Here is a 12245-nt window from a genome sequence, read left to right as displayed (position 1 = left end):
GCTTTACATTAAGAATGAATGTAATCATTCACTTAAATTATGTATTAGACTGATCCTAAAAATGATCCAGCCAGGTTTTATTACCGGGACTATATAATTCATAGAAGCTTCCAAAAGAGGGGCATTATTACTTGAAAAAACCCGAAAGCAGCGGCAGCAGGGTTTTTGCTTTAACCATGTGGTCTTGGCCAGTAAGTTGTACAAACTTTGCGTTGGGAATTGCCTTCGTTAGTTGACGGCCGACATCATGTATTGAGGATGGACTTTTTTCGCCAACGATAATTTGCGTTGGTACGGAAATTTGAGTAGCTCGTTCAATGGGAGGCAAGTCCTGAGTAAGAACAATATCATAGGCAAGGGTTGGAGCTAGTGCTTTCATAGTTTTCCAGCCGGGAAATAGGGGCAATAGCAAAACAAATACTTTTGGCATCCCAATACCTTTTAAAAAGCAGCTCATTGCCTCTCCATTTTTACCGTTATCGAGAAGTTTGTGTATTTTTTGGCTTAATTGATTGTATTCGAACTTTCTTTCCTCGTCATGCACATATGGCGCATCGTACATCATTACTTTTTGAACTTTGCTTCCAAGTCGAAGCGCAGCCTCAAGTGCTAGCACGGCACCCGAAGAATGACCATATAAAAACGCCGTTCCGCCTGCTGAATCAATCATGGCTTCGATATCTTCGATTTCACGTTCAATCGTATAAGGAAGTGTGTTGCCACTATCTCCTCGTCCACGGCGGTCGTAATTGAAAACAGTAAATTCATTGGCAAATATTTTGGCATCTTGCACTATTGGCTTAAATGAGCGGTGGCAGCTCGCTCCCGTTATGTAAATAAGCGCCGGACCATTACCGTAGACATCGTACGCTAAAGTTGTACCGTCTTTTGACTGGGTTGTTTTCATATAAATCTCCTTTTTCTCGAAAATGTATGAATTTTACTTCTACACATCCACATCCATGTTAATAAACATACTGCCAATAAATACATTAAATGCCATAAAGACTTCACCATCTATTAAATTTCCTGTATTAATTCAACAATTTGACCTGTTTGCAGCTTTACCATGAGAATCGTCTCCAAGGATTTATTTCCATATATAGGAAAATCCGCAGGAACCGTCCCCATGGTACCCTGTTAATATTTTCTTGCGTAATAAACCATATTTAAAAATACTACTGTTATATAAAGCGATAAAAGCGTGGTTAATAGATGATAGGCTGATATATTTATTATATTTAAATATGGGTTAACAAATATTAATGAGACAGAAATTATTCCTAACATCCAAAAATAACTCATGTAAATTCCACGTTCTCTTATTTTTTGTGCACGTTCATCTTTTGCAGCAAAATGATCCGATAAGTAGGCTAAAGAAAAGCTCATAATGGCTATGGCAATTAGCATTAACCCTTCTGGAAATTTGCCAATTGAAATATACGCCCAATTAACAACTATGGCATTCAAAAACATAATGACACCCAAAAACAGAAAGATTAATTTATTTTTCCTCATTTACTTCTCCCCCTCATAAATAAAGATATCTTCAATTTGGCAATTAAAGATTTTAGCTAGCTTAAACGCTAAAATAATCGATGGATTATAGCGTTCTCTTTCTAGTGAAATAATGGTTTGTCGTGATACTTCTAACTGTTCAGCCAGCTGATCTTGGGTTAAATCATTTTTAGCACGTAACTCTTTTATCCTATTCTTCATTAGTCCACCCACTTAATGTACAGTTAACTTTACGTCAAGTTTACTTTACATCCGTTTTAAAAGTCAAGTTCGCTTTACATCGAATTTGACTTTACCCTTTAAAATAAAAATAGTGCCAACTTCTCAATTAGAAATTGGCACTACGTTTTTTCACTTTGGATTATCGTGACACTTTTGGCGGTTGACACACGTCACATTTACGTTGATTATTATTTTTAAATTTCGTAAATGTTTTTTCAAAGTTGTTACCACATTTACATGTAAATAATAAATTTTGAGAGAAACCATGATATTCCGTCGTTAACAACTTACTTTCCGAATTGTTCTCAACAAATGCTTTAATTTTATCAATCGTCCATCGTTTATGCATTCTCTTACACCTCCATATTTGATTGCTATTCGGAGGCTTTTCTTGGCATCCGTTAACTAGAAGTAGTAATTATTCTAAGCTACTCATTATAACATGAGCTGTCAATGATGTATTCATAGGATTATCTGTGTTAAGACCCAAAAAAGATGGTTAATAAAATTGCACACTATCCCCTTCTTTGATTTGGTTCTTTTCAAACCAGCCAAGATTGACTTCGAGGGCATAGTAATAAGATAGTTCCGGATCATAAGTTGGACATTCATCCTCGTAACAAGGCTCCATATCTAATATTCTTTGAATTTTCCCATCTAGATTAAGAAACGCAATCGATAAGGGAATGAAGGTATTTTTCATCCAAAAACCACCATATGTTTTTACCGGGTACACAAATAACATCCCTTCGTTTTCTGGTAGTTTTTCAACAAACATCAAGCCTTTTTCTCTTTTCTTTGGAGTATCTGCTACTTGGACGGTTAATTTTATGCTTCTATTTCCACTGATTACTTTAATCTTTTTAGTTTGAAGTCTACCTGCTTTCTTTTGACGAAATAGAAAACCGATTAAATTAAATCTAGGTTTCAACTAACTCACTCTCCATTTTTTCCTTTCAATAATAAGGAAAAACAAGAATAACTCCTGTTTATTAGAGTATACAAAAAGAAACACATCGGATTGGTACTTCCACATGTGTTTCCTTTTTATTACCATTTATTTACTTTTGATATTTATTTAGTTTGGAAGTAATGGATACTGGCTTTCTTTCCTGTTTGATTAATTTTAAGTTAGATGCCCAACGAATTCCTGACTCGTAATTTTGGGTATTTTCTTTCTTTACTAGGTTTTGTAATCGTTCTTTATTCTTTTCTATGGATTCCTCTACAGAGAGCATCCGGCGTGTTGGGAACGATAATCCAGCCAGGATGGTTGTGACCGTTGGATCTGATTCTGAAATATAGGTTCCTTCGAATAATTGCAGCGGTTCCCCTACTCTCTCAAAGATTGATGGTACGTTAATCAGCTTTGAGATGTTCTCTGGTCCCTCATAAATCAGTCCAGCCCGAATGACCCCTTGTGATTCAACAGGACAGAATATCGAGTTCTCCCATGAAACCTGGACTTTCTTTGAAACCTCTGAGGTATTTTTCGCTTCCGTTATCGGAGCGGAAGAAATAATCGTTACCCCTCTAGATCCAAGGATATTCATTAAGTCTGTCTCGTCAAAATTGCCAAAGAAGGAGCTTTTCTTGGTTATTTTCAGTAGATGGTTAATGGCCTCCACGGCTTGAAGATTAGCAGATAGATAAATTTCGTGTTTACTAGATTGCGGTTTCAGTTTTCGCATTTGGTCATTGTCGACGAGGAAGACAGAAGAAATGCCTTCTATATTGGAAAGTTCTTCGATGCACTCCGCGGTATTGATGCGATTTCCCGCCAATACATTTCGTTCAGGAATAACCGCGATCGCCCCAACCTTAACGCCTGGCAGCTGGTCAATTAACAGATCAATCAACATTGGACTCATCCCAGACCCCGTGCCGCCATCCGTTGAAAAAGCCACTAATAGAATTTTGATGTTTTTAAAGGAGCTGTTAACAAAATCAATAATCTCCTTATAGTTTTCTTGAAGGGCACGTAATCCTAAAGAACGATCCTGACCGGCCCCATTGTATCCTGGAACAAAAAACTTTTTTTCTACCCTCGTATTTACAACACCATCACGTTGATTTGTATTAATGAGAGCTGTTGGAAAATTCAAGGCTGATGCAATTTCTGCTATATTTCCACCTGCTTGACCGACGCCTAAGATTCCAATTGATTTCACGAAACACGCCTCCTTAGTAAGCTAATGATCTAAGTTGTACAAATTAGAAGAATTTTTCACCAAATCATGGAGTTGGAAAAAACAATCCTTATACCATTTTTACTATTTAAAAGGGAAGATTATGACCAAAATCGGTCTCTGACCTTATCGTGTGGCTGTGACTGGAATATGCAAGTAAAAAAACGTGAGAATATTGATATCCTCACGCCCTTCTTGGTTATAGCATAATGAATTAAATGTGTATCATAGCCTTACTAATGTACTTATATAGCTTTTCATCTACCCCAAATTGGATTGGATTGTTTGGATTTTCTGCATGGTAACGTTCAGCTGCCTTAACAATCTCAGCGTCACCACTAGTAAACGTATTGATTAGTTCCTGCCAACGTTTAGCTAATTGTACGACTGCAGGGGCTTCAGGCGGTGAATTTTTCTCTAATTCCAAACGGATGGCTGCAATTAAGTCAATCCACCCATTTTCTATTTTCCTTTTTTCTTCTAAGCTAAATTTGTCTGTTTGATTTTTCAATTTCTCTAATTGTTCTTTTGTAAAATATTGTTCACTCATATTAATCACCTCAATTAATTTAATAAATTGTTCCGCTAGAACCTCCTGTTGAGTTGTTAGCAGCTGATACACTCCTTCTAGCCTTTTGTATAACTGTTCTTGTACTTCCATTTGTTTCTTCACAGTTTCTAACTGGATTTTTATTACTTCCATTGGATTAAATTGGGGATTTTCAATCGTCTCTTTAATTTCTTCTAAAGAAAAACCCAATTGTTTGAGTGATAGGATTTGTTGTAACTTCTCAATATCCTCTTCTGTATAAATTCTATGTCCCGATTCCGTAACCTCAGATGAAGAAAATAATCCAATCTGGTCATAGTGGTGGAGAGTACGGACCGTTAGTCCAGTTTGTTTGGCCAATTCCCCTATTTTCCAAATTCTATTAATGAATATCCCCTCATTTCATACGATTGATTTTGCCGGCATGTTTACTATACAACCTGACGTAACGTTAGGTTCAAGTGTTTTCTCATATTTTTTTTCACCGTTACTCTTATATTTCTTCGTAAGGAATCCATATCTATTTTATTTGAATCTGATCCTATATTGTTTTTAATTCAAACACCGATTAATTGGACAAGATATACGAAACTTTTTCGATGGCAACCTTGTAAAGCCAGGATTTAAATGCCTTAGAATGAATACCATCGATATGTAGAAAACCACGATATAGGGATTCTTGGACAATTTCTTTTGCATCTTCTGGATTATCCCCCATCGAGCAAAGATTTTTGATATACATCGTTAGACAATCTGGTTATTTCTTCATTGGTGGGCTTACTCATTTCTTCATCTCCTTTTACAACTACAAAAACGAATGATTTCAATTTCATTTCTTTCACCAAACCAAAGTTGAGCAAAATCAGTAAATTTGGCCCGTACAATGCCTGAAACTTCTTCTGCTTGAAGTGTAAAGTCATCAAAGGTATTTTCCGCAACAACCTGTTTTTAAAGTAAAACCCCCATTAGTTCAAGTATATAATTTCTCATAGTCTGCTGGACATTTATTAGCTGATGAAAACGTTATTGATGGAGTAAGAGAAATAAAAGAAGAAATAGGAATAAATGTAGATTTCGAGGATTTAATTCAACTAGGTATTATTAATTATTACGTTGTCAAAGAAAATTTCATTGATAAAGAATTTGCAAATGTTTTTTTATATAAGTGTTGAAATTAAATATTTTATAATCCCCAGTATCAGATGAGAATTTTAAAATATTACCATCCATTGGAATTCCTTCGAAATAAGCCCCCATACAACCTGTGGTACATCGATGTCCCGACAGAAGAATATTAAGTTCTTTTCTACCATATTTATTTTCAAGTTCACCCATAAAGTTGGATACTCTTTTACGAAACTTTTTGGTTCTTCAACACTTTATATACACTGGAATCTGGTAGATACCCTGTCATCTTCACTTCGCTTATAAGTAATCTATCAGTATCTTTTATTAAAGCACCCTTTATCTTAATAAAACCCTAAATGAAGAAAAAAAAACAAGTGATAAGACCAGTAATTAAATAACTAGTATAACCTATAAGTTTAAATTTTCTTTTTGTTCCCGCTTTGTCCAACAAAAACTTAATATAGTCATAAACAAACCAAAGACTAACAATAAGCACAATACCAAAGACAATGTTAGTATTCGATAATTGACTGAAAACAAAAACTGTTAAAATAGCAAATCCTATATTAAATATTATTGCTCTAGCCAAAGATTTATTATCATTCATAAATTATTGCCCCCCTTTTAACATTTTTTCATTATTTCTTGCTCAACTAACCTGCATCTTTAGCTCAATTAAAAACGCTACCCTCTGCAATGTCTTTTTTTGAACTCTTGCACCCGTTGGTTTAAGTACAACGTTTCACAATCTTTTGTTTAAAAAAGGAGATGGCTACATTTCAATGAACAAACACTTAATTCAAGAACATATCCTTCACCCAAACAATTCCCATAAATATTAGCCACGTCACCACAGGAAGTGCCAAACTTTTAATTGCTTCCAACCATTTGTACTGTTGTTTACGTCGTTTCATTATTCTATCAGTAATAAAAAATAACATAGCTGCCCCAAGACTTAACCAAATCAATATTAAACCGAAAACAATATGCAATAGACCTGAAACGATTGATTCTACCTTTTTTTCTTTGGTTTTTATTGATATAAAATCTCCAACCTTGTCACTAATAATTGATGTAATAACACCATAAATTAAAATTGCTGGCAAGCTATACATCATATAAAATGGGATAATCGAAATAGATGCAAAGAAATATTCGTGTATTGAACTAATACTTATATCACCAAAAAGATTAGGAAATATAAATCCTAAAATAATTGCAAAGATAGTTCCAGAAACAGATGCAGACATTATTTTTCTTTGTAAAATTCCAATTCTCTCCTTTCTTACAAATTTTCTATATTTTAACATATAAATAGTATAAATTTTTCTTTTTCTTAAACTAACCTTCCCGTTACTTTAATAAGAAAAATGCGACCCATCACTTATGAGGAATCGCACCCGTTCGCTTAACAAGGGCTTTCCACTTTAATTCTCACTATCTTTGATTTCAATCTTTAACCCTTTGATTTTTGGTGGATCTGATTCGAGAATAGGTCCACCATACCAAACTGATACATTCTGACCTACTTCTAATTCGTCTAACATTGTTTCCTCATCTACTCCTACGTGTATTAACGTACCTGTATCAAACATTTGGTGATCCTTTGTCACCTCAAGTAAAAAGCCCCTGTTAGATGTCTGTTTTTTAACGTAACCCTCAACACCAGGACCAGTAATTTCCGCACTGTTGGCTACCTTATCATCATAGCCCTTTTTAGTATCATTGCTATCAGTGTTTGAGCACCCTACAAACATAATTAAAAGGCTAGCTATCACTAACCATTTCCCTTATTCTAGCATATTATCTTTATTAATTTCTCCCAAATAAAGGGGAAATCCTTCTTCAATTAATCTTATCGGAATGGATAAGAGAATTGTAAAGCACATTTTTGAAATCGCTGGTAAACCTAAAGAACCGAAGATTATCCGTCTGTCAATTTAACGGAGCATAATAGAGATGACCCTGATCCATAATACTCAGGTGACTTTGAAGAAACCTATTGGCTTGTTTCAGAAGGCTGTCTTGCATTGTTAGAAAAAATACTCAGTGAGCAAAACTTAAGCTAAAAAAATATCCCACCAATCATAAGATTGTGGGATATTTTTCTAAACTTTTTCACATGCCTCTAATAACTTCTCTGTCTCTTGTATTAATGTAATCATCTCATTCCAGGAATTTTGAGTATTTAATTCCTGTGAATGTGCTAGATTGTTGCGAAGAATCTCTAATTTCTTGAAGAAATCCTTCCCTTTACTTTTTGATTCAATTCCCAAAAGCTCCCTTAAAGGCTGCTCGTTTAAGACGATGTCCCTTTTATCACAAAGCTGCAGGCAATCACTAAGTTCAATACCTTCATTTCGAGCTTTTCTTTGTAAAAATAACTCCTCAGCCTGTTCTAATCGTTTGTCACTTAAGTGAATTTTCCAGCTATCACCATCAAAATACTGACGAATGATTCGGTAGAGATGCATTTCTACTAGTGAAATCACTCCAAATAAAAGCATTCGTATCGGTGGTTTCTGAAGGTCGGCTAGCGTTACTACTTTGGTAATCCGGTTCCCTTCAATAATGAAAAGTCTATCAGTGTCTTTAAAAATAAATAGAGTTTGAAGCAGTGGTGTGGAATCTGAAACGAGGTCGGAAGGGCTAAAGCTGCGGAAATATTTCTTACAAGTTCCTTCCCTCAAATCATCTCTTAGGATATAACCTATAACCATACCCTTCTCTTCAACTCCGATAACATCGTAGTCTTTTAACACCATTTGGTCTTTTATCTGCAGAGCTTGATCTCCCACATTGCATGTTGCTAAAACCTCTGAAATGCTGTTAACACTTATATTCTTTTCAAATAATGAACGAAGACTTCTATATGTACTGACATAATCACGCTGTTGTACTGGGATGAATTCCATACATACCTCCATCTACTATTGCTTCACATGATACAAATCTTAATACATCTATATTAACTTTCAGAATTGATTTTTCAAATCGATTTAACACCATTGTATGAATTCCAAATTGTAAAGCGATTAATGAAAAAAATTGATTTGAGAAAAAGTATATGAGATGTCTTCAAGGAGATGAACCGGGGCATCAGGTTACGGTAGGATAAGGTCTCTTATTTTGAAGATAAACCCCTCCCTACTTTAATTATAACAGATAAAATAGGGGTAAAATAGACTGTTTATACATAATTACTACTGCTAAAATGCAATAGAACTTAAAAAAGATATGGTGGAGGTAGTTGGTCGTAATCCGTTCTAATTTAATGTTAGGAGAGATGTAGATGAGTGCTTTGGTTCTCAGCTTTAAGGAAATGGAAAACACACAGCTTTCGCTCGTGGGCGGAAAAGGATTAAATTTAGGGGAATTATCAAAAATTCAAGGGATACACGTTCCAGAAGGATTTTGTGTAACAACTATAGGCTATCAGAAGGCTATCAAACAAAACGTAATGTTCCATGCACTGTTGGAACAACTTAAACAGCTAAATGTCGAAAATCAGGAACAAATCAGAGAGGTCAGCAGGAAGATTCGGCAAGTACTTATGGAAGTAGAAATTCCTACTGATGTTGTGCAAGCAGTTACTCACTATTTCTCCCGATTTGGTGATGAACATGCTTATGCCGTCCGTTCGAGTGCCACAGCTGAAGATTTACCACATGCCTCTTTTGCCGGACAGCAAGACACCTACTTAAATATCATCGGAAAAGAAGCAATCTTGCAGCATATCAGCAAATGCTGGGCTTCCCTATTTACGGATCGCGCGGTCATCTACCGTATGCAAAACGGATTTGACCACACTCAGGTTTCTTTATCCGTTATCGTTCAAAGAATGGTTTTCCCTCAAGCATCAGGTGTACTATTTACCGCTGACCCGATTACTTCAAACCGAAAACTCCTATCCATCGATGCCAGCTTTGGCCTTGGAGAAGCAGTGGTCTCTGGTCTGGTCTCTCCCGATTGTTACAAAGTACAGGAAGATACAATCGTCGATAAAAGGATCTCAGCCAAAAAGCTCGCTATCAATGGATTAAAAGAAGGCGGAACAGAGACAAAGCAAATCGCCCCTGATCAGCAAAAGACTCAAACACTTACGGATCAACAAATTTTACAACTAGCACACATCGGAAGAGAAATTGAAGCTTATTTTGACTCTCCACAGGATATTGAATGGTGCTTGGTTGATGAAACCTTTTATATCGTCCAGAGCCGTCCCATTACTACGTTATACCCCATTCCCAAAGCAAATGATCAAGAAAATCACGTCTATGTATCTGTTGGCCATCAACAAATGATGACCGACTCTATGAGTCCATTGGGATTGTCCTTTTACCTGTTAACGACACCTGCACCTATGCGTACCGCTGGTGGAAGGCTGTTTGTGGATGTCACACCTATGCTGGCTTCTCCTGTCAGTAGAGAAATGCTCATAAAAACGATAGGCCAATCCGAACCGCTTATAAAAGACGCACTCCTGACCGTTATAGAACGAGGCGATTTTATAAAACCAATACCACATGATGGAAAAGCAACGGGTCCCGGCAGAAGCCATACAAATGCGCCCGCTGAAATCGACAATGATCCATCCATCGTATCGGATTTGATCAAGAATAATCAAACATCGATACAAGAGTTAAAACAAAACATACAAACGAAATCGGGCTCAGATTTATTTGATTTTATTCTAGAAGATATCCAGCAATTAAAAAAGATCCTATTTGACCCACGAAGTTCGGCTGCAATCATGGCTGCTTTTCAAGCCACTTCATGGATCAATGAAAAGATGAACGAGTGGTTAGGTGAAAAAAACGCAGCAGACACACTTTCTCTATCGGTGCCAAATAATATTACTTCGGAAATGGGTCTGGCGCTTTTGGATGTTGCCGATGTGATTCGCCCTTATCCTGAAGTAATTGAATATTTACAAAAGGTAAAAGACGAACACTTTTTGGATGACCTGGTTACATTTGAAGGTGGACAGGAAAGCCAAGACGCAATCATAGCCTATCTGAACAAATACGGAATGAGATGTGCAGGAGAAATCGATCTGGCGAAACCACGCTGGATTGAAAGACCCACTACTCTTGTCCCCATGATACTAGGAAACATCAAAACCTATGAGCCGGGTGCTGCCAAGCGGAAATTTGAGCAAGGCCAGCATGCTGCTTTGAAAAAAGAGCAAGAATTGTTAGAGCGATTGAAGCAATTACCAGATGGTGAACAAAAAGCTGAAGAGACAAAACGAATGATTAGCACCCTACGGACTTTCATAGGTTATCGCGAATATCCAAAATACGGCATGATTAATCGCTACTTCGTATATAAGCAAGCTTTACTAAAAGAAGCACAACAACTTGTACAGAACAATCTTATTTCTGAAAAAGAAGATATCTTCTATCTCACGTTTGAAGAGCTTCACAATGTCGTACGTACGAACAAACTGGATTACCAGGTAATCAGCAAACGAAAAGACGATTACAAATATTTTGAAAAACTTACTCCCCCACGAGTTATCACATCTGATGGTGAAATTATTACGGGTCAGTACAAACGAGAAAATCTTCCAGCACAGGCGATCCCAGGTCTGGCTGTTTCATCGGGAGTAATAGAGGGTCGGGCACGTGTCATTTTAAACAAGGAGGATGCTGATTTTGAAGAGGGAGATATCTTAGTCACTGCCTTTACCGACCCTGGCTGGACACCATTATTTGTCTCTATAAAAGGTCTCGTCACCGAAGTGGGCGGTCTGATGACACATGGAGCCGTTATCGCACGTGAATATGGCTTACCAGCAGTTGTTGGAGTCGAAAATGCGACCAAACTGATAAAAGATGGACAGCGAATTCGCGTGCATGGGACAGAGGGTTTTATAGAATTATTGTAATGGCTGAATAAGTCTAGTAAAAAGCAGCACCGCTCCTGTGGTTATCAAGAGCGGTACTGCTACTAGAAATTACATGTTTGGTTTCAAGTAACCCCTTAAGTGGCAATGGAATTGAGGGAAATCATCATGTCTACCCTAATAATCCAACTCTATAAAAATCTTCAATTGTACCTTATCCAAAATTTTCTTCCCTCCCTGTTCTAATCCTCTACAACTTGGTTTACAATTTGAATTAGATAATATTCATCCCAATCGCATTTCATATCTAGTATTAATTTAAAAAATTAGGAGGTTTTAATGAATAAAGTACCTCTAATTCTTATATCAATTGTTTTCTTGCTGACATCCTGCAAATCAATAAATCCCGATAGGATCACGCTGGATGAAGTTATATCTTCTGTTGAAAAACAGCAATTGGTCATTAAAGAAAATAAAGAATTAAGTAATGAAAACATCTTTGGAATGAAACTTAATGGAGTCAAACCTTCTTCTTATGAATTAGATGGAAAGTTGTTATCGGTGTATATCTATAATTCAGTGGAAGAACGAAAAAAGGGCTTAGAAGACTTCCATGGTAGAACAGCGACAATGGATATTGTTTCTTATAATGTTTATGAAGTTGAAAATGTATTAATCTTCTATGTGTATGAACATGACATGAGTATGGAAGTTAAATTTGATGATGAAATTAAAGAAGCACTAAGTGAGTTGAGAAGAAAATAATTCTTTTGATTACGGTTTTTAT

Annotated in this window: 15 protein-coding genes; 2 read left to right on the top strand and 13 right to left on the bottom strand. The window is 36.3% G+C overall.

The features are described 5' to 3' along the window. Window positions 1-127 precede the first annotated feature (127 nt). From H0184_RS18505 to H0184_RS18445, 13 genes are all read right to left on the bottom strand, one after another. Complete coding sequence (locus tag H0184_RS18505) at window positions 128-907, bottom strand: alpha/beta fold hydrolase (protein WP_221827510.1); 780 nt, start codon at window positions 905-907, stop codon at window positions 128-130. A 233-nt stretch (window positions 908-1140) separates the two neighbouring features. After that, a complete protein-coding gene (locus tag H0184_RS18500) occupies window positions 1141-1518 on the bottom strand; it encodes a hypothetical protein (RefSeq protein ID WP_221827509.1) in 378 nt (125 codons plus the stop codon). After that, on the bottom strand, window positions 1519-1719 hold the full coding sequence (locus H0184_RS18495; RefSeq protein WP_221827508.1) for a helix-turn-helix transcriptional regulator: 201 nt from the start codon (window positions 1717-1719) through the stop codon (window positions 1519-1521). Window positions 1720-1879: 160 nt separating this feature from the next. Then, a complete protein-coding gene (locus H0184_RS18490) occupies window positions 1880-2089 on the bottom strand; it encodes a hypothetical protein (protein ID WP_221827507.1) in 210 nt (69 codons plus the stop codon). A gap of 150 nt (window positions 2090-2239) precedes the next feature. Then, window positions 2240-2671: a DUF192 domain-containing protein gene (locus H0184_RS18485; RefSeq protein ID WP_221827506.1), complete on the bottom strand. Its 432-nt coding sequence runs from the start codon at window positions 2669-2671 to the stop codon at window positions 2240-2242. Window positions 2672-2801: 130 nt separating this feature from the next. After that, a complete protein-coding gene (locus H0184_RS18480) occupies window positions 2802-3911 on the bottom strand; it encodes an FtsZ/tubulin family protein (protein ID WP_221827505.1) in 1110 nt (369 codons plus the stop codon). A gap of 232 nt (window positions 3912-4143) precedes the next feature. Then, the gene (locus H0184_RS18475; RefSeq protein WP_260631664.1) at window positions 4144-4839 is read right to left on the bottom strand and encodes a MerR family transcriptional regulator; all 696 of its coding nucleotides are present in this window, start codon (window positions 4837-4839) and stop codon (window positions 4144-4146) included. Between the two features lie 208 nt (window positions 4840-5047). After that, window positions 5048-5221 (bottom strand): RNA polymerase sigma factor, encoded by a 174-nt coding sequence (locus H0184_RS18470; protein WP_221827504.1) that lies wholly within the window; start codon window positions 5219-5221, stop codon window positions 5048-5050. A gap of 386 nt (window positions 5222-5607) precedes the next feature. Further along, window positions 5608-5814, bottom strand: coding sequence for a hypothetical protein (locus tag H0184_RS18465; RefSeq protein ID WP_221827503.1), 207 nt, complete (start codon window positions 5812-5814; stop codon window positions 5608-5610). A gap of 145 nt (window positions 5815-5959) precedes the next feature. Further along, window positions 5960-6214 carry a hypothetical protein gene (locus tag H0184_RS18460; protein WP_221827502.1) on the bottom strand — a complete coding sequence of 85 codons (255 nt, stop codon included), beginning with the start codon at window positions 6212-6214 and terminating at the stop codon, window positions 5960-5962. A gap of 187 nt (window positions 6215-6401) precedes the next feature. Beyond that, window positions 6402-6857, bottom strand: coding sequence for a hypothetical protein (locus H0184_RS18455; protein WP_260631663.1), 456 nt, complete (start codon window positions 6855-6857; stop codon window positions 6402-6404). Window positions 6858-7034: 177 nt separating this feature from the next. Continuing rightward, window positions 7035-7385, bottom strand: a complete 351-nt coding sequence (locus H0184_RS18450; RefSeq protein ID WP_313771797.1) for a DUF3221 domain-containing protein — start codon at window positions 7383-7385, stop codon at window positions 7035-7037. Window positions 7386-7715: 330 nt separating this feature from the next. Then, window positions 7716-8522 (bottom strand): hypothetical protein, encoded by an 807-nt coding sequence (locus H0184_RS18445; protein WP_221827501.1) that lies wholly within the window; start codon window positions 8520-8522, stop codon window positions 7716-7718. A 377-nt stretch (window positions 8523-8899) separates the two neighbouring features. Between H0184_RS18445 and ppsA the strand changes: the two genes are divergently transcribed. Together ppsA and H0184_RS18435 are read left to right on the top strand one after the other, a co-directional pair. Further along, the gene (ppsA, locus tag H0184_RS18440) at window positions 8900-11500 is read left to right on the top strand and encodes a phosphoenolpyruvate synthase (RefSeq protein WP_221827500.1); all 2601 of its coding nucleotides are present in this window, start codon (window positions 8900-8902) and stop codon (window positions 11498-11500) included. Between the two features lie 297 nt (window positions 11501-11797). Next, window positions 11798-12223, top strand: a complete 426-nt coding sequence (locus H0184_RS18435) for a hypothetical protein (protein WP_221827499.1) — start codon at window positions 11798-11800, stop codon at window positions 12221-12223. Window positions 12224-12245: the final 22 nt, after the last annotated feature.

This window comes from Neobacillus niacini, from assembly GCF_019749295.1.
In the GTDB taxonomy this organism is placed as follows: domain Bacteria; phylum Bacillota; class Bacilli; order Bacillales; family Cytobacillaceae; genus Neobacillus; species Neobacillus niacini_D.
This window is presented reverse-complemented; position numbering and strand designations above follow the sequence as displayed.